Origin of the sequence: Pseudomonas sp. NPDC087029, assembly GCF_044745345.1 — a bacterium.
Taxonomy (GTDB): Bacteria; Pseudomonadota; Gammaproteobacteria; order Pseudomonadales; family Pseudomonadaceae; genus Aquipseudomonas; species Aquipseudomonas faucium.
This window is the reverse complement of sequence record NZ_JBIVAB010000002.1, coordinates 484,257-504,449: the sequence shown is the minus strand read 5'-3', so window position 1 is coordinate 504,449 and position 20,193 is coordinate 484,257. Positions and strand designations below refer to the sequence as shown.

Genomic DNA, 20,193 nt, shown 5'->3' with positions numbered 1-20,193 from the left:
GGAAACCCGGCTTTCTGCTATCTGTACTTTGGCTATTGCGGCCCGTTCGGCGCTACACTCTGCAGCCCGACCGATACGGCCAACACGAGGCACATGCATGCAGTATCGCGATTTGCGCGACTTCATCCGTGGCCTGGAGCAGCGCGGCGAACTCAAGCGCATCCAGGTTCCGATTTCCCCCGTTCTGGAAATGACCGAGGTCTGCGACCGCACCCTGCGCGCCAAAGGCCCGGCATTGCTGTTCGAAAAGCCCACGGGCTTCGACATTCCAGTGCTGGGCAACCTGTTTGGCACCCCGGAGCGGGTGGCCATGGGCATGGGCGCCGAGTCGGTCGATGAATTGCGCGAGATCGGCAAGCTGCTGGCCTTCCTGAAAGAGCCCGAGCCGCCGAAAGGCCTCAAGGACGCCTGGTCCAAGCTGCCGATCTTCAAGAAAGTCGTGTCGATGGCGCCCAAGGTGGTCAAGGATGCGGTGTGTCAGGAGGTCGTGGTCGAAGGCGATGACGTCGACCTTGGCCAGTTGCCGATCCAGCACTGCTGGCCGGGCGACGTGGCGCCGTTGATCACCTGGGGCCTGACCGTCACCCGCGGGCCGAACAAGGACCGCCAGAACCTGGGCATCTACCGCCAGCAGGTGATCGGCCGCAACAAGGTCATCATGCGTTGGCTCAGCCACCGTGGCGGCGCGCTGGATTACCGCGAGTGGTGCGAGAAGCACCCGGGCCAGCCGTTCCCGGTCGCCGTGGCCCTGGGCGCTGACCCTGCCACCATCCTCGGCGCCGTGACGCCGGTGCCCGATACCCTGTCCGAATACGCCTTCGCCGGCTTGTTGCGCGGCAACCGCACCGAGCTGGTCAAGTGCCGCGGCAGCAATCTGCAGGTGCCTGCTACCGCTGAAATCATCCTCGAAGGCGTGATCCACCCGGGCGAGATGGCACCGGAAGGCCCTTACGGCGACCACACCGGTTACTACAACGAAGTGGACAGCTTCCCGGTGTTCACCGTCGAGCGCATCACCCATCGGCAGAAACCGATCTACCACAGCACCTACACCGGCCGCCCGCCTGATGAGCCGGCGATTCTCGGCGTGGCGCTGAACGAAGTGTTCGTGCCGATCCTGCAGAAGCAGTTCCCGGAAATCGTCGACTTCTACCTGCCGCCGGAAGGCTGCTCCTACCGCATGGCGGTGGTGACCATGAAAAAGCAGTACCCGGGCCACGCCAAGCGCGTGATGCTGGGTGTGTGGTCGTTCCTGCGACAGTTCATGTACACCAAGTTCGTTATCGTGACCGACGACGACATCAACGCCCGCGACTGGAACGATGTGATCTGGGCCATCACCACGCGCATGGACCCCAAGCGTGATACGGTGATGATCGACAACACGCCGATCGACTACCTGGACTTCGCGTCGCCGGTGTCGGGGCTGGGGTCGAAGATGGGCCTGGACGCCACGCACAAGTGGCCGGGCGAGACTACACGCGAATGGGGCCGGGTCATCGTCAAGGACGAGGCCGTCACCCGCCGTATCGATGAGCTGTGGGATCAGTTGGGAATAGATTGATGCAGGTAACGTTGCAGCCGTCCGGGGCGGTGCTGGCGCTCGAGCCCGGGGAACGGATCCTGGAAGGTGCGCGGCGGCTGGGCTATGAATGCCCGAGCAGCTGTCGCAATGGCAACTGCCATGTCTGCGCCGCGTTGTTGGTCGAAGGCCGGGTTCGTCAGGACGGTGAAGTGCGCGATCATGGCGAGCTGTTTACCTGTATTGCCGAACCGCTGGAGGACTGCGTCTTGCTCTGGGATGGTGTGCTGGCCCTGGGCGAGCTGCCGGTGCGCAAGCTCGCTTGCACGGTGACCGAGTGCGTCGAGGTCGGTGGCGATGTCTGGCGCGTGCGCTTGCGCGCGCCTGCCGGCAAACCGCCGCGCTACCATGCCGGGCAGTACCTGATGATCGAGCGCGAGGGCGGCAAGCCGGCCGCCTTCTCCCTGGCCTCGGCGCCCCATGGCGGGCGAGACCTGGAGCTGCATGTGCTGGGCCGTGAAGACAGTGCCCAGCAACTGCTGGCTCAGTTGCAGCGCAACGGCATGGCCCGCATCGAAATGCCGTTTGGTGACGCGCACCTGGCCGAATTGCCCGATGGGCCGCTGGTGTTGATCGCCGCCGGCACGGGCATGGGGCAGATGCACAGCCTAGTCGAGCACTGCCGCGCCCAGGGCTTCAAGCACCCGGTGCACCTGTACTGGGGCGTGCGCCGCCCCGAGGACTTCTACACCATCGAGCACTGGGACCAGTGGCAGCGCCTGCCGAACCTGTTCCTGCACAAGGTGGTCAGCGACTTGTGTGGCTGGGAAGGCCGTTGCGGGCTGCTTCACGAGGCGGTGTGCGAGGACGTCGAAGACCTCAATGCCGTTCATGTCTATGCCAGTGGCTCGCCGAACATGGTCTACGCCACCCTCGATGCGCTGGTGGAAGCAGGCATGGATGCGCACCGCATGCGCGCCGATGTGTTTGCCTACGCGCCACGCGGTTAATAACCTAAGTTCTGCTTAGTGGGTATAAGGCGGTAATTGTTACCGCCTTGGCCCATAACTATCGCGTAACTTGCAACACTGCGTTCCAATCGTCGGAAGTCTGCGTGAAACATTGCCCGCAGGGCTTGAGTGCTGGCGTGTTTGTATCCTATGGTAATTGCATGTACCCCGCAGTGACGGCGCAAGCCCCGCCACGCGGCGGTTCTCCGCACCATAGGTAGTTCACAGGGAATAATGGCGGCAGCTTATGTCGGCACTTGAAAGTTCATCCTGGAAAGTTTCATACCCTCCCACGCTCGACTTCGGCCAACAACTGACTCACGAGCAACTGTTCACTTCCATGCAGTCGACCATGTCGCGGCATCAGGGCGGCCCCGTGTGGCTGTTTGCCTATGGATCGCTGATCTGGCGCCCGGAATGCAATTCGGTGGAGCGTCAGCGGGCGCGGGTGCATGGTTACCACCGTGGGCTTTACTTGTGGTCGCACGAACACCGCGGCACGCCGGAAACACCAGGGCTGGTGTTCGGGCTGGACCGTGGCGGCTCCTGCAGCGGGTTTGCCTACCGCCTCGATGAAAGCAACCTCAACGACTCGCTGATGGCGCTGTGGCAGCGGGAGATGCCGTACCCGGCCTATCGGCCGCATTGGCTCAGCTGTCGCCTGGATGATGGCAGCCGCGTGCAGGCCCTGGGCTTCGTGCTGGAGCGGCATTTGCCATGCTATGCCGGCAACCTGCCGGATACCTTGCTCAGCCAGATCCTGGCCAGTGCCAAGGGGCGCTATGGCACCACGCGTGATTACGTCGAGCAGACGCTGAACGCCTTGCGCACGCACCAGATGCCAGACCGCAACCTCGAAGCGCGGTTTCGGCGTTGCCATAACTTGCGCGAGGTTTGACCCAGCCTGTGGCAGCCCCATCGCCGGCCCTGTGGGAGCCGGCTTGCCGGCGATAGGGCCTGCCTGAAAACCCTCGGCCAGTAGCCTTACCTGGCCAGCACCACCAACTTACCCACAGCCTTGCGCTGCCCCAGCTGTTCGATTGCTGCCCCCGCCTCAGCCAGTGGATAAGTCTTCGATACCAGCGGCTTGAGCTTGCCCTCGGCATGCCAGGCGAACAGCTGCTTGAAGTTGTCCGCGTTATCCTGCGGCTGGCGTTGGGCAAAGGCGCCCCAGAACACCCCGAGCACCGCAGCGCCCTTGAGCAGCACCAGGTTTGCCGCCATCTGCGGGATCGTTCCGCTGGCGAACCCCACCACCAGCAACCGCCCGTTCCAGGCCAGCCCGCGCACGGCCTGGTCGAACAGCTCGCCACCCACCGGGTCGTAGATCACGTCCACACCCTGGCCGCCGGTCAGGCGCTTGATTTCGTCCTTGAGGCTGGCCTGGCTGTAGTCGATCAGTTCATCGGCGCCTGCGGCCTTGGCCACGGCAAGCTTTTCTGCGCTGCTGGCGGCAGCGATCACCTTGGCGCCCATGGCCTTGCCGATTTCCACCGCCGCCAGGCCAACACCGCCGGATGCGCCCAGCACCAGCAGGGTTTCACCGGGCTGCAGCTGGCCGCGCTGCTTGAGTGCGTGCATCGAGGTGCCGTAGGTCATGCCGAACGCGGCGGCGGTGGTGAAATCCATGCTTTGGGGGATTGGCAGCACGTTGTAGTGCGGCACCGCCACCTGTTCGGCAAACGCCCCCCAGCCGGTCAGGGCCATTACCCGGTCACCGACCTTGAACGCGCCGGCCTTTTCCCCGACCGCAGCGATGACCCCGGCAGCCTCGCCGCCTGGGGAAAACGGCAGCGGTGGCTGGAATTGGTATTTGCCTTCGATGATCAAGGTGTCGGGGAAGTTGACCCCGGCCGCCTGCACATCGAGCAGGATCTCGTTCTTTTTCGGCACCGGGCTGGCCACCTCTTCCAGTACCAGGTCGCGGGCCGGACCCAGGGTTTTGCACAGCACAGCTTTCATCGGCCTATTCCTTTGCGGGTAGTGGCCGATAAGTGTAGGAGGGCCGCCTGCCCGGTCAACGAGCATGCCCGGCCCTGATGGGCCGGCATAAGCCTGGGCTTGGGTTTCAGTGGTGTGCTGGGTAAGCTGGCGCCAATCGTGTTGAGGAGCAAATTCGTGAAAGCGTGGATCTTGATGGTGCTGGCCCTGATGCTGCCAGCGGCGGCCATGGCCGAAGAAGCCAGCGAGGGAGCCCCCAAGGTTTCCTACATCAGCCTGAGCCCGCCCTTCGTTGGCAACTACGCCCTCGATGGCGGCCCCAAGCTGCGCGTGTACAAGGCAGACGTGGCCCTGCGCGTGACCGGCGATGCCGCGGCGGCGGCGGTGAAACACCACGAGCCGCTGATCCGCAACCAGCTGGTGGCGCTGTTTGCCCAGCAGAGTGTGGATAACCTGAGCAACGTCGATGCCAAGGAAAAGCTGCGCCAGGAAGCGTTGAAGCAGGTGCAGCAGGTGCTTGAGTCGGAGGAGGGCAAGCCGATCGTCGAGGATTTGCTGTTCAATAACCTGATTGTGCAGTGATATTGGCCAGTTTGAGGCGGTTTCAGCGTAGGAGCTTTCTATCTCTTCGGTAGGCTTGCCAGATTCCAAGTTTCGACGCGGCTTGCACGCTAGATTGTGGGCGAGAGTATCTCGTACCTACCCTGCAGTTGGAGCATTTCGCCGCTGTTCAAGCTGCTGTTTGCTTCGCACTTGGACTCACACATTCAGCAATAGAGCGGGCCGTTGCCACTGGTGCAGTTGATGCACCATACTGGGTGGGTTCCTGAAAAGGGCTTGTGAGACTCTGCGGATCCTGGCCATGCCAGCAATTACAGAGCCGGGCAGGTGCAAGGCGATGACAAGCCAACCTGTCTGTGAGTAGGGCGCCGCAAGGCGCCCTTTGTCTTTTCAGTCCACGTGAGTGCTGAGGTATGGATCACCGCGTTAAAGCAATGATCGCCGCCCACTGCTCTTCAGTCACCGGCATCACCGACAAGCGCGTGCCTTTCTGCACCAGCGGCAGTTCCGCCAACGCACTCTGCTGCTTGAGCAGGCCCAGCCCCAGCACCTGCCTGAACGTCTTCACGTGCGCCACGTCCACCGCGCTCCAGGGGTTTTTTTCGGCGCTGGCCTTGGCGTCGTGGTAGTGGCTTTCCGGGTCCAGCGCGGTTGGGTCGGGGTAAGCCGCCGTGGTGATGCGGGCAATACCGGCAATGCCAGGTTGTGGGCAACTGGAGTGGTAGAAAAAGAACTCGTCGCCTACGCTCATGGCCCGTAGGAAATTGCGTGCCTGGTAGTTGCGCACGCCATCCCAGCGCGCTTCGCCCAGGCGGCCCAGCCCCTCGATCGACAGTTCGTCGGGCTCGGATTTCATCAGCCAATAGGCCATGGATGCTGCTCCTGAAAAGGTTTGAAATAACCTGTTGCACGAAACCGACAGCCGGTTGGCGTCAACGTTTGCGTGTCGACTCAGGTTGTCGGAAAATGCGCCGATTTTAAAGCTAGACGCTCCGGCGACACCAAGAAGGTCGCCGAGCCTGAACAGTGCCTAGGGGGGCATTATTCGATGAACCAACGCAAACCGGATCTGCTGTGGATCCTGGTCTTCATTTTTGGTCTGGGTGTGGTCACCACCGGTTATGCCCAAGGCATCTGGGAGCGCAAGCTCGACACTGCCTACCAGGCGCCGGTCGACGCCGGCCAGGCCCAAGCCAAACGCTAGCCCCCGTGGGCGCCGCTCAGTTCGGCGCCAGGTACCAGCCACGGTCCGAGACCGTGCCCTGCAACGGTACATCCCAACTGGCCTGAGCCAGCCGTTCGACCTTCTGGCATTCATGCGCCAGCCCCAGCAGCAACGGTTTCTTCCACGCCTTGCGGCGCGCCTGGTAAGCCAGGCTGCGGTCGTAGAAGCCACCGCCCATGCCCAGCCGCCCGCCCACTTCATCGAAGCCGACCAACGGCAGCAGGATCAGGTCCAGTGACCAGACTGGGCGCTGGCGCTTGCGGTCAGTGAAAGGTTCGGGGATGCGAAAGCGGTTGCGCTTGAGCTTTTCGCCCTGTTCGAAGCGCTGGAACACCATGCGTGTGCGCGGCCAGGCATGCAGCACTGGCAGGTAGGTGCGCTTGCCCCGGCGCTGGGCTTCGCGCAGCAGCCATTGCGGGTCGATTTCACCGTCGTTGGGCAGGTACAGGGCGATGTGGCGGGCGCGGCGGAACAGCGGGTGCTGGGCCAGCTGGCGATACAGGCCCGCGGCAGCCTGCTGCTGTTGGGCAGGCGTGAGCGCGCGGCGGGCATTGCGAAGCAGACGACGAAGCTGGGGGCGGGTGAGCGGCGCAGTTTCGGTCATGGCACTGGCTGTCCCAGGTGTCGGGTTGCCTGCAGAGCCTGCAGGCAAAGGAATCAGGCTCCCCGATAAGACCGCTATCGGTGTAGCCCTTGAACCCGAAAGTTCAAGGTGGAGATTGCAGGGGGCGTTAAGGCTTTCCGTCGGGCGGACATGCACACCGGCCCCAGCGTGCAACCCCCGTGGTTGTGCGTATCGGCTCAGGGACATAACCGACTGGCGCATCCCCCAGGGAGTCGCGCCAGTATACCAATCTCAGCCGATTTTGGTATCCGCATCGTCGGACAAAGCCTTGTCGACGCGATCGAGCAGGTCGCGGACCTGTTCGCGGTTGGTGCTGCCCACCGGCGCATCGTTGCGATCTTCCTGGCGGTGCAGCATCTCGTGGGTGATGTTCAGCGCGGCCATCACGGCGATGCGGTCGGCGCCGATCACCTTGCCGCTGCTGCGGATCTCGCGCATCTTGCCGTCCAGATAGCGTGCGGCGCTGACCAGGTTGTTGCGCTCTTCCGGTGGACAGATGATCGAGTATTCCTTGTCGAGGATCTGCACGGTGACGCTATTGCTTGAACTCATGAGTCTTGCTCCAGGGCCTTCAGGCGTAAAATCATCGACTCGACCTTGCGCTTGGCGATTTCGTTCTTTTCGATGAGGTGGGCGCGTTCCTCGCGCCAGGATTTTTCCTGAGCTACTAGGAGTGCATTTTGCCGTTTTAGTTGCTCGACACGTGCGATCAGCAACTCGAACCGGCTCATCAGCGCTTGCAGGTCGTTCTCTTGCGTGGGTTGCACTCGATTCGCTCCGTCATTGAATCACCCGGCGATGATGCCTCTCCCTGTACGGCGACGGCCAGTGCCGATGGTCTTGGCGCGCCTGCCGATGCTAGGATACAAGGTCTTCATTCTAGTCAAATGCGCCGTCTGGCGCCTAGCCGACCATGCCTAATACCCAATCGCCCTACACCGCATTCGCCGCGCTGCTCTCGAGCAACGGCCACCCTGTTTCCCCTGCCGAGCTGCATGGCCTGCTGATTGGCCGTAGCTGCGCCGGCGCCGGCTTCGATGCCGACGCCTGGCTGGCCGACGCCGCCGGCGTGCTGGAGAACGAGCCCGAAGACTCCGTGCGCGCCGCCCTGATCGGCCTGCAGGAGATGGTCAAGGCCGAGCTCACCGGCGAAGACATCGCCATCGTCCTGCTGCTGCCAGGCGACGAAACCTCGCTCACCGAGCGCGCCACCGCGCTGGGCCAGTGGTGCCAGGGCTTCATCGCCGGCTTCGGGCTGAACGCCGGCGGCAAGGACCTGTCCACCGATGCCAAGGAAGTGCTCCAGGACCTGGTGGCCATTTCCCAAGTCCAGGAAGCGCTGGAAGAGTCCGAAGACGGCGAGAGCGACTACATGGAAGTCATGGAGTACCTGCGCGTCGCGCCGCTGCTGCTGTACACGGAACTGGCCGCACCTGCCGCGCCTGCGCCAAAACCATCGCTGCACTGATCAACCGGGGGTAGTTCTGCCCATGAGCCACATACCCAAGGCCGAGTATGCCCGTCGGCGCAAGGCGCTGATGGCGCAGATGGTCCCCAACAGCATTGCCATCCTGCCGGCTGCCGCGGTCGCCATCCGCAACCGCGATGTCGAGCACGTGTACCGCCAGGACAGCGACTTCCAGTACCTCAGCGGCTTCCCCGAGCCTGAGGCTGTGATTGCGCTGATCCCGGGCCGTGAGCATGGCGAGTACGTGCTGTTCTGCCGCGAGCGCAACCCCGAGCGCGAGCAATGGGACGGCCTGCGTGCCGGGCAGGAAGGCGCGATCCGTGACTTTGGCGCGGACGATGCCTTCCCGATCACCGACATCGACGAAATCCTGCCCGGCCTGATCGAGGGCCGCGAGCGGGTCTACAGCGCCATGGGCAGCAACGCCGAGTTCGACCGCCGGCTGATGGACTGGATCAACGTGATCCGCTCCAAGGCCCGCCTCGGCGCCCAGCCGCCGAACGAGTTCGTTGCGCTGGATCACCTGCTGCACGACATGCGCCTGTATAAATCGGCGGCGGAAGTGAAGGTGATGCGCGCTGCCGCGGCGATTTCCGCGCGGGCCCATGTGCGGGCCATGCAGGCATGCCGGGCCGGGCTGCACGAGTACAGCCTGGAAGCCGAGCTGGACTACGAGTTCCGCAAGGGCGGGGCGAAGATGCCGGCCTATGGCTCCATCGTGGCCGCCGGGCGTAATGGCTGCATCCTGCATTACCAGGAAAACGACGCCCCGCTCAAGGATGGCGACCTGGTGCTGATCGATGCCGGCTGCGAGATCGACTGCTATGCCAGCGACATCACCCGCACCTTCCCGGTCAGCGGGCGTTTTTCGCCAGAGCAGAAGGCCATCTACGAGCTGGTGCTCAAGGCCCAGCACGCCGCCTTCGCCGAGATCGCCCCGGGCAAGCACTGGAACCACGCCCACGAGGCGACCGTGCGGGTCATCACCGCCGGCCTGGTAGAACTGGGGCTGCTCAAGGGCGAGGTGCAGGCACTGATCGACAACGAGGCCTACCGGGCCTTCTACATGCACCGTGCCGGACACTGGCTGGGCATGGACGTGCACGATGTCGGCGAATACAAGGTCGGCGGCCAGTGGCGCGTGCTGGAACCGGGCATGGCATTGACCGTCGAGCCAGGCATCTACATTGCCGCCGACAACCAGAATGTCGCGAAGAAATGGCGCGGCATCGGCATCAGGATCGAGGACGACGTGGTGGTCACCAGGCAAGGTTGTGAAATTCTGACATCGGGCGTGCCCAGCACGGTCGCCGAGATCGAGGCGCTGATGCAGGCTGCGCGCAAGGACGCGGCATGAGTCGGGTCAACCTGGCGATCATTGGCGGCGGCCTGGTGGGCGCGAGCCTGGCCCTGGCGCTGCAGGCAGGGGCCAAGGCGCGGGGCTGGAAGATCGTGCTGATCGAGCCCTTCGCGCCCGGCGACAGCTTCCAGCCGAGCTACGACGCGCGTTCCTCAGCGCTGTCGTTCGGCACCCGGCAGATCTACCAGCAGCTTGGCCTGTGGCAGGCCATCAGCCCACGGGCCGAGCCGATCCAGCAGATTCATGTGTCCGACCGTGGCCGCTTTGGCGCCACGCGGCTGGATGCCCAGGAAGAGGGCGTGCCCGCGCTCGGCTATGTGGTCGAGAATGCCTGGCTCGGCCAGTGCCTGTGGCAAGGCCTGGACCGCGAAGTGGTGAGCTGGCGTTGCCCGGCCGAAGTCAGGGCGATGCAGGCCATCGACGGTGGCTACCGGTTGCAGCTGGAAGACGACACCCTGCTCGAATGCGACCTGGCGGTGCTGGCCGATGGCGGTCGCTCTGGCCTGCGCGAGCAACTGGGCATCCATGTGCGCCGCACGCCCTATGAGCAGAGCGCGCTGATCGCCAACATCACCCCGGGCGAAGCCCATCGCGGCCAAGCCTTCGAACGCTTCACCGAGCAAGGCCCGATGGCCCTGCTGCCGCTGCCGGAAAACCGCTGCGCGCTGGTCTGGACCCGGCAGGGGATGGACGCCAGGCGCCTGGCGGAAATCGACGAACGCAGCTTCCTGCGCGAGCTGCAGGATGCCTTCGGCTACCGCCTTGGCGCGCTGCGCCAGGTGGGTGCCCGGCATCTCTATCCGCTGGCGCTGGTCGAGGCGCAGGAGCAGGTGCGCCCGCACCTGGTGGTGCTCGGCAATGCCGCGCACAGCCTGCACCCGATTGCCGGGCAGGGCTTCAACCTGTCGCTGCGCGATGTGCAGTCGCTGGCCGATGCGCTGCTGGCCGGCCCGCAGCAGCCGGGCGACTTGGCCACCTTGCAGGTCTACCACCAGCGCCAGCGCCTCGACCAGGCCATGACCATCGGCTTCTCCGACCAGGTCACCCGCCTGTTCGGCAGCAACCAGCCGTTGCTGGCCGCCGGGCGCAACATCGGCCTGCTCGGGCTCGACCTGCTGCCCCCGGCAAAAAGCTGGTTCGCCCGCCAGGCCATGGGCCTGGGCACCCGCCCCGATCCGCGAGGCCAGGCATGAGCAACCCGCGCAAGCTGGCGCGCCGGGCGCGCATGTTGCGCTGGCTGCTGAACCTTTACCCGCCCTACCTCGGCGCCGGCATCCGCATCCAGCACATCAGCCCGGACATGCGCAGCGTCAAGGTGTGCATGAAGCTCACGCGCTGGAACCGCAACTACGTCGGCACCCAGTTCGGCGGCAGCCTGTACTCAATGGTCGACCCGTTCTACATGCTGTTGCTGATCGAGCAACTGGGCCGCGAGTACATCGTCTGGGACAAGGCCGCCAGCATCGATTTCATCGCCCCGGGCAAGGGCCCGGTGTATGCCGAATTCCACGTCGATGACGCGCTGCTGGACGAGATCCGCCAGCAGACCGCCAGCGGCAAGAAGTACCTGCCCCGTCTGCAGGTCGATATCCGCGACGCTGCCGGCGAGCTGGTGGCGCGGGTCGATAAAACCCTATACGTGCGGCTCAAGCCGCAAGCGAGGCTGGCGTAAGGCATGGAAATGCGCGCAGATGTGTTGATTGTCGGTGCCGGTATGGTCGGCAGCGCCCTGGCCCTGGCGTTGCGCCACAGCGGCCTGGAAATTCTCCTGCTCGACGGCGGCCCGCTCTCGGTCAAGCCGTTCGATGAACAGGCGCCGTTCGAGCCGCGGGTCAGTGCCCTGTCGGCCGCCAGCCAGCGCATCCTCGAGCGCCTGGGCGCCTGGGAAGGCATCGTCAAGCGCCGCGCCGCGCCGTACACCGACATGCATGTGTGGGACGGCAGCGGCACCGGGCAGATTCATTTCTCGGCTGCCAGCGTACACGCCCAGGTGCTCGGCCACATCGTCGAGAACCGCGTGGTGCAGGACGGCCTGCTGGAGCGCCTGCACGACAGCGACATCGGCCTGCTGGCCAATGCCCGGCTGGAGCAGTTGCGCCGCTCGGGCGACGAGTGGCTACTGACCCTGGCCGACGGCCGCCGCCTGCGCGCGCCGCTGGTGGTGGCTGCCGACGGCGCCAATTCCGCCGTGCGCCGCCTGGCCGGCTGCGAAACCCGCGAGTGGGATTACCTGCACCACGCCATCGTCACCAGCGTGCGCTGCAGCGCCGCGCACCAGGCCACGGCCTGGCAGCGTTTCACGGACGAAGGGCCGCTGGCATTCCTGCCGCTGTTGCGTGATGGCCGGCAGGACTGGTGCTCGATCGTCTGGTCGACCACCCCGGAGCAGGCCGAGCAGCTCATGGCGCTGCCTGACGAGGCCTTCCGCAAGGCCCTGGAGCGCGCCTTCGAAGGGCGCCTGGGCGAAGTGCTGGAGGCTGACCCGAGGGTGTGCGTGCCGCTGCGCCAGCGCCACGCCAAGCGCTACGTGGATGAGGGGCTGGCGCTGATCGGCGATGCCGCGCACACCATCCACCCGCTGGCGGGCCAGGGCGTCAATCTGGGCTTTCTCGATGCCGCTGTGCTGGCCGAGGTGCTGGTCAATGCCTGCGAGCGCGGCGAGCGCCTGGCGGATGTGAAGGTGCTCAGCCGTTACGAGCGCCGGCGCATGCCGCACAACCTGGCGCTGATGGCCGCGATGGAAGGCTTCGAGCGGTTGTTCCAGGCTAATCCGCTGCCGTTGCGCTGGTTGCGCAACAGCGGGTTGAAGCTGGTGGAGCAGATGCCCGAGGCAAAGGCGCTGTTCGTGCGGCAGGCGCTGGGGCTTTCAGGGGATCTGCCAGATCTGGCCAAGGCTTGAGGTTGTCGGGCCTGTGGGAGCCGGCTTGCCGGCGATTGGGCTGCAAGGCAGTCCCTTGCAACATCCGGTAACTGCTAGGTAGGTGAGCAGGAAAATGGGATTCACTACCATTTGCGCCTCTCATACGATCCGAGGAGTGCTTTCCATGTTGCCACGCAAGCCCCTACTGGCCGCCCTGGCCCTGACTTTGTTCGGCGGCACCGCCCAGGCAGCGGATGAAGTGGTGGTGTACTCCTCGCGCATCGACGAGCTGATCAAGCCCGTGTTCGACGCCTACACCAAGGAAACCGGGGTCAAGGTCAAGTTCATCACCGACAAGGAAGCCCCGCTGATGCAGCGCATCAAGGCCGAGGGCGAGAACGGGGTGGCCGACCTGTTGCTCACCGTCGATGCCGGCAACCTCTGGCAGGCCGAGCAGATGGGCATCCTGCAGCCGATCAAGTCGGACATCATCGACCAGAACATCCCCCCGCAGTACCGCGCCTCCTCCCATGACTGGACCGGCCTGAGCCTGCGTGCGCGCACCATCATCTACTCCACCGAGCGGGTCAAACCCGAAGAGCTGACCACCTACGAAGCCCTGGCCGACAAGCAGTGGGAAGGCCGCCTGTGCCTGCGCACGGCGAAGAAGGTCTACAACCAGTCGCTGACCGCCACGCTGATCGAGAACCACGGCGAGGCCAAGGCCGAGCAGATCGTCAAGGGCTGGGTCAACAACCTGTCCACCGATGTGTTCTCCGACGACAACGCCGTGATCAAGGCGATCGAGGCGGGCCAGTGTGACGTGGGGGTGGTCAACACCTACTACTACGGCCGCCTGCACAACCAGAACCCCAACCTGCCGGTGAAGATCTTCTGGCCCAACCAGGGCGACCGTGGCGTGCACGTCAACCTCTCGGGCATCGGCCTGACCAAGCATGCACCGCACCCGGAAGCGGCCAAGCAGCTGGTGGAATGGATGACTGGCGAGAAGGCGCAGAAGCTGTTTGCCGACATCAACCAGGAGTTCCCGGCCAACCCGAAGGTCAAGCCTTCGGAAGAAGTGGCGGCCTGGGGTAGCTTCAAGGCCGACAGCATTCCGGTCGAAGTGGCTGGCAAGCGCCAGGCCGAGGCCATTCGCCTGATGGATCGGGCTGGCTGGAACTAAGCGCCAGGCTTTATCCTTGCGGGGCCTGCAAGGGCCCTATCGCGGGCAAGCCCGCTCCCTGTAGGAGCGGGCTTGCCCGCGATCGACCGCAAAGCGGTCGCCATCATCACCGAGATTCGAGCCTTGCCCCACACCCCCCAACGCCGCTGGTACCTCCCGGTCTCCTTGATCGCCGCGCTGGTGCTGCTGCCCCTGAGCGTCCTGCTGCTGGCCTGGCAATCGGTCGACCTGCAGATCTGGTCGCACCTGCTCGACACCCAGATGAGCCGCCTGCTCGGCAACACCCTGACCCTGGTGGTGGGCGTGGGCGTGGGCGTAACGGTGCTCGGCGTGAGCCTGGCCTGGCTCACCAGCCTCTGCGAGTTCCCCGGAAGGCGCTGGCTGGACTGGGCGTTGATGCTGCCGTTCGCGATCCCCGCCTACGTGCTGGCCTTCGTCTTCGTCGGCCTGCTCGACTTCTCCGGCCCCGTGCAAAGCGCCCTGCGCGAAGTGTTCGGGCCCATGCGCCTGCCGCGGGTGCGCTCCACCGGTGGCGTGATCACGGTGCTGGTGCTGGTGTTCTACCCCTACGTCTACCTACTCGCACGCACGGCGTTCCTGGCCCAGGGCAAGGGCCTGATGGAAGCGGCGCGGGTGCTGGGGCTGTCGCCGTTGCAGGCATTCTGGCGAGTGGCCTTGCCCATGGCGCGGCCGGCCATCGGCGCAGGCATTGCCCTGGCCCTGATGGAAACCCTGGCCGATTTCGGCGCGGTGGCGGTGTTCAACTTCGACACCTTCACCACCGCCATCTACAAGACTTGGTACGGCTTCTTCAGCCTGTCCAGCGCTGCCCAGCTCGCCAGCCTGCTGCTGTTGGCGGTGATGCTGGTGCTGTATGGCGAGCGCCGTGCACGCGGCGCGGCCCGCAGTGGCAACGAGCGGCCTCGCGGGCAGGCGCTGTACCACCTGCGCGGGGTCAAGGCGCTGCTTGCCAGCGGCTGGTGCCTGCTGGTGTTCGCCTGCGCCTTCGTCATCCCGTTGCTGCAGTTGCTGGCGTGGTTCTGGCAGCGCGGGCGGCACGACCTGGACGAACGCTACATCGGCCTGGTGTTGCACACGCTGTACCTGGGCGCCATGGCCGCGCTGATCACCGTGTGCGTGGCCTTGCTGCTAGCCTTCGCCCGGCGCCAGGCGCCGACTGGCGCCATACGTGCCGGCGTTGGCCTGGCCAACCTCGGCTACGCCTTGCCGGGCTCGGTGCTGGCGGTGTCGATCATGCTGGCCTTCAGCTACCTCGACAATCACCTGGTGATCCCCCTTTCCACCTGGCTGGGCGGGGCCGGCAAACCGCTGCTGCTGGGGAGCCTGGCAGCCCTGTTGCTGGCCTATCTGGTGCGTTTCATCGCGGTCGCCTACGGGCCGCTGGAAAGCAGCCTGGAGCGCATCCGCCCGTCGCTGCCCGAGGCCTCGCGCAGCCTGGGCGTCGGTGGCGCGAGATTGTTTTTCAAGGTGTATCTGCCGCTGCTGGTGCCGGGTGCCTTGAGCGCAGCGCTGCTGGTGTTCGTGGACGTGCTCAAGGAGATGCCCGCCACCCTGCTGATGCGGCCGTTCGGCTGGGATACCTTGGCGGTCAGAGTCTTCGAGATGACCAGCGAAGGCGAGTGGGCGCGGGCCTCGCTGCCCGCGCTGACGCTGGTGCTGGTGGGCCTGTTGCCAGTCATCGGGCTGATTCGCCGTTCCGCTCGTCGCCCCGGTCACAGTCACTGAGGATGCCAGCCCGCGCCCTTGCGGCTACAATGCGCGGCATTCGCGCGGCGGGTCCTACAAGAAGAGCTGACGATTAAACGTCATCGACCGCTGCCGCTTCGCCACGCCCGGAAGGAGAAACCCATGGGACAGCGCACGCTCTTGTACGACTTGCACCTGGCGCTTGGCGCCAAGACGGTCGATTTCGGTGGCTGGGACATGCCCCTGCACTATGGCTCGCAGGTCGAGGAGCACCATCAGGTGCGCAGCGACTGCGGGATCTTCGATGTTTCCCACATGACCGTGATCGACGTCGGTGGCCCTGATGCCACCGCTTGGCTGCAGCGATTGCTGGCCAACGATGTCGCGCGGCTCGACGCTGTCGGCAAGGCGCTGTACAGCCCGCTGCTCAATGAAGAGGGCGGGGTCATCGACGACCTGATCGCCTACCGCACCGAAGCCGGCTATCGCCTGGTCACCAACGCCGCTACCCGCGCCAAGGTGCTGGCCTGGCTCAAGGCCCAGCAGGGCGGGTTCTCGGTCGAGTTCGAGGTGCGCCCGGACCTGGCCATCCTGGCCATCCAGGGCCCGCAGGCACGTGAGAAGGTCGCCGCGTTGCTCAGCGCCTCGCGCGCCGCGCTGATTCGTGAGCTGCGCCCGTTCGAAGGCATCGCCGACGGCGAGTGGTTCATTGCCCGCACCGGCTATACCGGCGAAGACGGCCTGGAAATCATCCTGCCCGGCCAGGAAGCCGTCACCTTCTACAACGACCTGGTCGGCGCCGGTATCGCCCCCAGCGGCCTCGGCGCCCGCGACACCCTGCGCCTGGAGGCCGGCATGAACCTGTACGGCCAGGACATCGACGAAAGCCACACCCCGCTCACCTCCAACCTGGGCTGGAGCATCGCCTGGGAACCTGCCGAGCGCGACTTCATCGGGCGTGCCGGACTGCTGGCGGAAATCGAGCGTGGCGTGCAGGACAAACTGGTTGGCCTGGTGCTGGAAGAGCGCGGTGTTCTGCGTGCCCATCAGGTGGTTCGCGTTGCCGGCATTGGCGAAGGGGAGATCACCAGTGGTAGTTTCTCTCCTACGCTGAGCAAGTCCATTGCCCTGGCACGCGTGCCCATGGCCACCGGTGACCGTGCCGAGGTGGAAATTCGCGGCAAGTGGTACCCGGTGCGGGTGGTCAAGCCCACCTTCGTGCGCCACGGCAAGATTCTGATCTGACAATTAACGGCGGGCCGAACCGCTGACCCAAACGAGGAATTCAAGACATGAGCAATATCCCCGCCGATCTGCGTTTTGCCGAAAGCCACGAGTGGGCGCGCCTGGAGTCTGACGGCAGCGTCACCGTGGGCATCAGCGACCATGCCCAGGAAGCCCTGGGTGACGTGGTGTTCGTCGAACTGGCCGAGGTCGGCAAGGTGTTCGCAGCTGGCGAAGCGGCTGGTGTGGTCGAGTCGGTCAAGGCGGCTTCCGATATCTATGCCCCGGTCGGTGGCGAAGTGATCGCGGTCAACGAGGCGCTGGCCGACAGCCCTGAGCTGCTCAACGAAGAGCCTTACAGCGCGTGGATCTTCAAGCTGAAGCCGAGCGACAAGGCCCAGCTGGACAAGCTGCTGGATGCGGCGGGTTACAAAGCCGCAATCGGCGAGTAAGACCGCAGCGCCCCCCATCGCGGCTGAAGCCGCTCCTACAAGCCGGTCGATTACCTGTAGGAGCGGCTTCAGCCGCGATGAGGCCAGTACTACCCAAGCAAGTTTTCCCGCACGCTCGGCAATCCTTCCTAGACTTATAAGTCTCCATGAGACTTGGTCTAGGAAGAGAGCGTCGTCATGTCCCAGTCGCCATCCCTGCATCAACTGCAAGAGCTCAACCCTTTCCTGCGCCGCCACCTGGGGCCCGATGCCTCGGAGCAGCAGGCCATGCTTGCGGCCCTCGGCCTCGACAGCCGCAACGCGTTGATCGAGCAGACCGTGCCACCGGGCATCCGCTTCAACCGCGCCCTCGACCTGCCGCCCGCCCTGGACGAACAGGCCGCGCTGGCCAAGCTCGCCAGCTACGCCGCGCAGAACCAGGTCTGGACCAGCCTGATCGGCATGGGTTACCACGGCACCGTCACCCCCACCGTCATCTTGCGCAACGTGCTGGAAAACCCCGGCTGGTACACCGCCTACACGCCCTATCAACCAGAAATCGCCCAAGGCCGGCTGGAGGCGCTGCTGAACTTCCAGCAGATGGTCATCGACCTCACCGGCCTGCCCCTGGCCAACGCCTCGTTGCTCGATGAAGCCACCGCTGCCGCCGAAGCCATGGCCCTGGCCAAGCGCGTGGCACGCAACAAGAGCAATGCATTCTTCGCCGATGAACATTGCCACCCGCAGACCCTGTCGGTGCTGCGCACCCGTGCGGAAGGGTTCGGCTTCGAGCTGATCGTCGATGCTGTGGATAACCTCGCCCAGCACCAGGTGTTCGGCGCCTTGCTGCAATACCCCGACACCCATGGCGAGGTGCGCGACCTGCGACCGCTGATCGACCAGCTGCATGGCCAGCACGCGGTAGCCTGCGTGGCCGCCGACCTGCTGAGCCTGGTGGTGCTGACGCCCCCCGGGGAGCTCGGCGCCGATGTGGTGCTGGGCTCGACCCAGCGCTTTGGCGTGCCGATGGGCTACGGAGGCCCGCATGCGGCCTATTTCGCCTGCCGCGACGACTACAAGCGGGCCATGCCCGGGCGCATCATCGGCGTGTCGCGCGATGCCCGTGGCAACACCGCGCTGCGCATGGCGCTGCAGACCCGCGAGCAGCATATCCGCCGCGAAAAGGCCAACTCCAACATCTGCACGGCCCAGGTCCTGCTGGCCAATATGGCCGGCTTCTACGCCGTGTACCACGGCCCCGAGGGCCTGCAGCGCATCGCCCAGCGCGTGCACCGGCTGACCTTCGTGCTGGCCGCGGGCCTCGAGGCCAAGGGCCTCAAGCGCCTCAACCAGCACTTCTTCGACACCCTGACCCTGGACGTCGGCGGCGCCCAGGCGGCGATCATCGAAAGCGCGGAAGCGGCGCACATCAACTTGCGCATCCTGGGCCGCGGCCACCTGGGCGTCAGCCTCGACGAAACCTGCACCGAGCACACGGTACTGAAGCTGCTCGACATCTTCCTGGGCGTCGACCATGGCCTGGACATCGCCACGCTCGACCAGCAGGCACTGCCCGAGGGCATCCCTGCCGCACTGGTGCGGCGCACGCCGTTCCTGGCGCACCCGGTGTTCAACCTGCACCACAGCGAAACCGAGATGCTGCGCTACCTCAAGCAACTGGAGAACAAGGACCTGGCGCTGAACCAGTCGATGATCCCGCTGGGCTCCTGCACCATGAAACTCAATGCCAGCAGCGAGATGATCCCCATTACCTGGCCGGCCTTCGCCCAGCTTCACCCCTTCGCGCCCGCAGCCCAGGCCACCGGCTACAAGGCGATGATCGACGAGCTGGAAAGCTGGTTGTGCGCCATTACCGGTTTCGACGCCATCTGCATGCAGCCCAATTCCGGTGCCCAGGGCGAATACGCCGGGCTGATGGCGATCACCCGTTATCACCGCAGCCGCCACCAGCCCCAGCGCACCTTGTGCCTGATCCCGTCATCGGCCCACGGCACCAACCCCGCGTCGGCGCAGATGGCTGGCATGGAGGTGGTGATCGTCGAATGCGACGATGACGGCAATGTCGACCTCGGCGACCTCAAGGCCAAGGCGCAGGCCGCGGGGGACAGGTTGTCCTGCCTGATGGTCACCTACCCCTCGACCCATGGCGTGTACGAGGAGGGCATCCGGGAAATCTGCGACGTCGTGCACCAGCATGGCGGCCAGGTGTACATGGACGGCGCCAACCTCAACGCCCAGGTCGGGCTGGCGCGGCCAGCCGATATCGGCGCCGACGTTTCCCACATGAACCTGCACAAGACCTTCTGCATCCCCCACGGCGGTGGCGGCCCCGGCATGGGCCCGATCGGCATCCGTGCCCACCTGAAACCCTTCGTGGCCAGCCACCCGGTGGTGCCGGTACCCGGCCTTGACCCGAACAACAGCGCGGTCAGTGCCGCGCCCTGGGGCAGCGCGAGCATCTTGCCGATCAGCTGGATGTACATCGCCATGATGGGCCCGCAACTGGCCGATGCCAGCGAGGTGGCGATCCTCTCGGCCAACTACCTGGCCAGCCAGCTCGGCGGCGCCTTCCCGGTGTTGTACCGCGGCCGCAACCAGCGCGTGGCACACGAATGCATTCTCGACCTGAGGCCGCTCAAGGCGCAGACCGGTATCACCGAGGAGGATGTTGCCAAGCGCCTGATGGACTACGGCTTCCATGCCCCGACCATGTCGTTCCCGGTGCCGGGCACGCTGATGGTCGAGCCCACTGAAAGCGAGTCGAAGGCGGAACTGGATCGCTTCATCGAGGCGATGCTGGCGATCCGTGCGGAGATCGACCAGGTGCAGGACGGCAGCTGGCCGGCAGAGGACAACCCGCTCAAGCACGCCCCGCATACCCTGGCCGACGTGCTGGCGCCGTGGAGTCGGCCCTACAGCCTGGAGCAGGCGGTAGCGCCCAGCGCTCACGTGCGCCAGCACAAGTACTGGCCGGCGGTGAACCGGGTGGATAACGTGTATGGCGACAGGAACCTGTTCTGCGCGTGCGTGCCGGTGGAGGCTTATCGCTGAA

Annotated in this window: 20 protein-coding genes and 1 other RNA gene; 15 read left to right on the top strand and 6 right to left on the bottom strand. The window is 65.1% G+C overall.

Features of this window, described 5'->3' with window-relative positions:
- The first annotated feature begins 97 nt into the window (after positions 1-97).
- From ubiD to ACIPG5_RS05665, 3 genes are all read left to right on the top strand, one after another.
- Positions 98-1,564, top strand: a complete 1,467-nt coding sequence (ubiD, locus tag ACIPG5_RS05675; RefSeq protein ID WP_054902455.1) for a 4-hydroxy-3-polyprenylbenzoate decarboxylase — start codon at positions 98-100, stop codon at positions 1,562-1,564.
- A complete protein-coding gene (locus tag ACIPG5_RS05670; protein WP_176511621.1) occupies positions 1,564-2,532 on the top strand; it encodes a CDP-6-deoxy-delta-3,4-glucoseen reductase in 969 nt (322 codons plus the stop codon). The genes ubiD and ACIPG5_RS05670 overlap by 1 nt, the downstream gene beginning before the upstream one ends.
- Positions 2,533-2,779: 247 nt before the next feature.
- Positions 2,780-3,430 (top strand): gamma-glutamylcyclotransferase, encoded by a 651-nt coding sequence (locus tag ACIPG5_RS05665; RefSeq protein ID WP_176511622.1) that lies wholly within the window; start codon positions 2,780-2,782, stop codon positions 3,428-3,430.
- An 86-nt stretch (positions 3,431-3,516) separates the two neighbouring features.
- On the opposite strand, the gene ACIPG5_RS05660 is transcribed toward ACIPG5_RS05665, so the two are convergent.
- Positions 3,517-4,494 carry an NADPH:quinone oxidoreductase family protein gene (locus tag ACIPG5_RS05660; protein ID WP_176511623.1) on the bottom strand — a complete coding sequence of 326 codons (978 nt, stop codon included), beginning with the start codon at positions 4,492-4,494 and terminating at the stop codon, positions 3,517-3,519.
- Positions 4,495-4,650: 156 nt separating this feature from the next.
- Between ACIPG5_RS05660 and ACIPG5_RS05655 the strand changes: the two genes are divergently transcribed.
- Complete coding sequence (locus ACIPG5_RS05655; RefSeq protein WP_176511624.1) at positions 4,651-5,055, top strand: flagellar basal body-associated protein FliL; 405 nt, start codon at positions 4,651-4,653, stop codon at positions 5,053-5,055.
- 397 nt (positions 5,056-5,452) lie between these two features.
- On the opposite strand, the gene ACIPG5_RS05650 is transcribed toward ACIPG5_RS05655, so the two are convergent.
- Positions 5,453-5,905 carry an EVE domain-containing protein gene (locus ACIPG5_RS05650; RefSeq protein ID WP_401373721.1) on the bottom strand — a complete coding sequence of 151 codons (453 nt, stop codon included), beginning with the start codon at positions 5,903-5,905 and terminating at the stop codon, positions 5,453-5,455.
- 177 nt (positions 5,906-6,082) lie between these two features.
- Between ACIPG5_RS05650 and ACIPG5_RS05645 the strand changes: the two genes are divergently transcribed.
- A complete protein-coding gene (locus ACIPG5_RS05645) occupies positions 6,083-6,238 on the top strand; it encodes a hypothetical protein (RefSeq protein ID WP_176511626.1) in 156 nt (51 codons plus the stop codon).
- Between the two features lie 16 nt (positions 6,239-6,254).
- Here ACIPG5_RS05645 and ACIPG5_RS05640 read toward each other — a convergent pair whose 3' ends face one another.
- The 4 genes from ACIPG5_RS05640 to ACIPG5_RS05625 all read right to left on the bottom strand — a co-directional run bounded on the left by ACIPG5_RS05640 (position 6,255) and on the right by ACIPG5_RS05625 (position 7,615).
- Entirely contained in the window at positions 6,255-6,863 is a 609-nt protein-coding gene (locus ACIPG5_RS05640) for a 5-formyltetrahydrofolate cyclo-ligase (RefSeq protein ID WP_401373718.1), read from the bottom strand.
- Between the two features lie 55 nt (positions 6,864-6,918).
- Positions 6,919-7,098: non-coding RNA, 6S RNA (gene ssrS / locus ACIPG5_RS05635), on the bottom strand.
- Between the two features lie 17 nt (positions 7,099-7,115).
- The gene (locus tag ACIPG5_RS05630; RefSeq protein WP_236235972.1) at positions 7,116-7,436 is read right to left on the bottom strand and encodes a cell division protein ZapA; all 321 of its coding nucleotides are present in this window, start codon (positions 7,434-7,436) and stop codon (positions 7,116-7,118) included.
- Positions 7,433-7,615 (bottom strand): TIGR02449 family protein, encoded by a 183-nt coding sequence (locus ACIPG5_RS05625; RefSeq protein ID WP_176511655.1) that lies wholly within the window; start codon positions 7,613-7,615, stop codon positions 7,433-7,435. Before ACIPG5_RS05625 ends, ACIPG5_RS05630 begins: the two co-directional genes overlap by 4 nt.
- Before the next feature lie 182 nt (positions 7,616-7,797).
- Between ACIPG5_RS05625 and ACIPG5_RS05620 the strand changes: the two genes are divergently transcribed.
- From ACIPG5_RS05620 to gcvP, 10 genes are all read left to right on the top strand, one after another.
- Positions 7,798-8,352 carry a YecA family protein gene (locus ACIPG5_RS05620; RefSeq protein WP_176511629.1) on the top strand — a complete coding sequence of 185 codons (555 nt, stop codon included), beginning with the start codon at positions 7,798-7,800 and terminating at the stop codon, positions 8,350-8,352.
- Positions 8,353-8,374: 22 nt separating this feature from the next.
- A complete protein-coding gene (gene pepP, locus ACIPG5_RS05615) occupies positions 8,375-9,709 on the top strand; it encodes a Xaa-Pro aminopeptidase (RefSeq protein ID WP_314616277.1) in 1,335 nt (444 codons plus the stop codon).
- The gene (gene ubiH / locus ACIPG5_RS05610) at positions 9,706-10,905 is read left to right on the top strand and encodes a 2-octaprenyl-6-methoxyphenyl hydroxylase (protein ID WP_401373716.1); all 1,200 of its coding nucleotides are present in this window, start codon (positions 9,706-9,708) and stop codon (positions 10,903-10,905) included. Before pepP ends, ubiH begins: the two co-directional genes overlap by 4 nt.
- Positions 10,902-11,384, top strand: a complete 483-nt coding sequence (locus ACIPG5_RS05605) for a DUF4442 domain-containing protein (protein ID WP_176511632.1) — start codon at positions 10,902-10,904, stop codon at positions 11,382-11,384. Before ubiH ends, ACIPG5_RS05605 begins: the two co-directional genes overlap by 4 nt.
- Before the next feature lie 9 nt (positions 11,385-11,393).
- Positions 11,394-12,611, top strand: coding sequence for a 2-octaprenyl-3-methyl-6-methoxy-1,4-benzoquinol hydroxylase (locus tag ACIPG5_RS05600; protein ID WP_401373763.1), 1,218 nt, complete (start codon positions 11,394-11,396; stop codon positions 12,609-12,611).
- A 145-nt stretch (positions 12,612-12,756) separates the two neighbouring features.
- The gene (locus tag ACIPG5_RS05595; protein ID WP_176511633.1) at positions 12,757-13,758 is read left to right on the top strand and encodes an extracellular solute-binding protein; all 1,002 of its coding nucleotides are present in this window, start codon (positions 12,757-12,759) and stop codon (positions 13,756-13,758) included.
- A 123-nt stretch (positions 13,759-13,881) separates the two neighbouring features.
- Complete coding sequence (locus tag ACIPG5_RS05590) at positions 13,882-15,504, top strand: ABC transporter permease (protein WP_401373761.1); 1,623 nt, start codon at positions 13,882-13,884, stop codon at positions 15,502-15,504.
- 123 nt (positions 15,505-15,627) lie between these two features.
- Positions 15,628-16,710: a glycine cleavage system aminomethyltransferase GcvT gene (gene gcvT / locus ACIPG5_RS05585; RefSeq protein WP_401373714.1), complete on the top strand. Its 1,083-nt coding sequence runs from the start codon at positions 15,628-15,630 to the stop codon at positions 16,708-16,710.
- A 47-nt stretch (positions 16,711-16,757) separates the two neighbouring features.
- Complete coding sequence (gcvH, locus tag ACIPG5_RS05580; protein WP_401373712.1) at positions 16,758-17,141, top strand: glycine cleavage system protein GcvH; 384 nt, start codon at positions 16,758-16,760, stop codon at positions 17,139-17,141.
- A 177-nt stretch (positions 17,142-17,318) separates the two neighbouring features.
- Positions 17,319-20,192, top strand: a complete 2,874-nt coding sequence (gene gcvP / locus ACIPG5_RS05575; RefSeq protein ID WP_401373710.1) for an aminomethyl-transferring glycine dehydrogenase — start codon at positions 17,319-17,321, stop codon at positions 20,190-20,192.
- Position 20,193 lies beyond the last annotated feature (1 nt).

What these genes read in the sequence shown, in the direction of transcription:
- ACIPG5_RS05660 (WP_176511623.1), bottom strand. Translation starts at nt 4,494, where the DNA reads ATGAAAGCTGTGCTGTGCAAAACCCTGGGTCCGGCCCGCGACCTGGTA.
- gcvP (WP_401373710.1), top strand. Translation starts at nt 17,319, where the DNA reads ATGTCCCAGTCGCCATCCCTGCATCAACTGCAAGAGCTCAACCCTTTC.
- ubiD (WP_054902455.1), top strand. Translation starts at nt 98, where the DNA reads ATGCAGTATCGCGATTTGCGCGACTTCATCCGTGGCCTGGAGCAGCGC.
- ACIPG5_RS05665 (WP_176511622.1), top strand. Translation starts at nt 2,780, where the DNA reads ATGTCGGCACTTGAAAGTTCATCCTGGAAAGTTTCATACCCTCCCACG.
- ACIPG5_RS05625 (WP_176511655.1), bottom strand. Translation starts at nt 7,615, where the DNA reads ATGAGCCGGTTCGAGTTGCTGATCGCACGTGTCGAGCAACTAAAACGG.
- ACIPG5_RS05595 (WP_176511633.1), top strand. Translation starts at nt 12,757, where the DNA reads ATGTTGCCACGCAAGCCCCTACTGGCCGCCCTGGCCCTGACTTTGTTC.
- ACIPG5_RS05640 (WP_401373718.1), bottom strand. Translation starts at nt 6,863, where the DNA reads ATGACCGAAACTGCGCCGCTCACCCGCCCCCAGCTTCGTCGTCTGCTT.
- ACIPG5_RS05670 (WP_176511621.1), top strand. Translation starts at nt 1,564, where the DNA reads ATGCAGGTAACGTTGCAGCCGTCCGGGGCGGTGCTGGCGCTCGAGCCC.
- ubiH (WP_401373716.1), top strand. Translation starts at nt 9,706, where the DNA reads ATGAGTCGGGTCAACCTGGCGATCATTGGCGGCGGCCTGGTGGGCGCG.
- gcvH (WP_401373712.1), top strand. Translation starts at nt 16,758, where the DNA reads ATGAGCAATATCCCCGCCGATCTGCGTTTTGCCGAAAGCCACGAGTGG.
- ACIPG5_RS05650 (WP_401373721.1), bottom strand. Translation starts at nt 5,905, where the DNA reads ATGGCCTATTGGCTGATGAAATCCGAGCCCGACGAACTGTCGATCGAG.
- gcvT (WP_401373714.1), top strand. Translation starts at nt 15,628, where the DNA reads ATGGGACAGCGCACGCTCTTGTACGACTTGCACCTGGCGCTTGGCGCC.
- ACIPG5_RS05600 (WP_401373763.1), top strand. Translation starts at nt 11,394, where the DNA reads ATGCGCGCAGATGTGTTGATTGTCGGTGCCGGTATGGTCGGCAGCGCC.
- ACIPG5_RS05605 (WP_176511632.1), top strand. Translation starts at nt 10,902, where the DNA reads ATGAGCAACCCGCGCAAGCTGGCGCGCCGGGCGCGCATGTTGCGCTGG.
- pepP (WP_314616277.1), top strand. Translation starts at nt 8,375, where the DNA reads ATGAGCCACATACCCAAGGCCGAGTATGCCCGTCGGCGCAAGGCGCTG.
- ACIPG5_RS05645 (WP_176511626.1), top strand. Translation starts at nt 6,083, where the DNA reads ATGAACCAACGCAAACCGGATCTGCTGTGGATCCTGGTCTTCATTTTT.
- ACIPG5_RS05620 (WP_176511629.1), top strand. Translation starts at nt 7,798, where the DNA reads ATGCCTAATACCCAATCGCCCTACACCGCATTCGCCGCGCTGCTCTCG.
- ACIPG5_RS05630 (WP_236235972.1), bottom strand. Translation starts at nt 7,436, where the DNA reads ATGAGTTCAAGCAATAGCGTCACCGTGCAGATCCTCGACAAGGAATAC.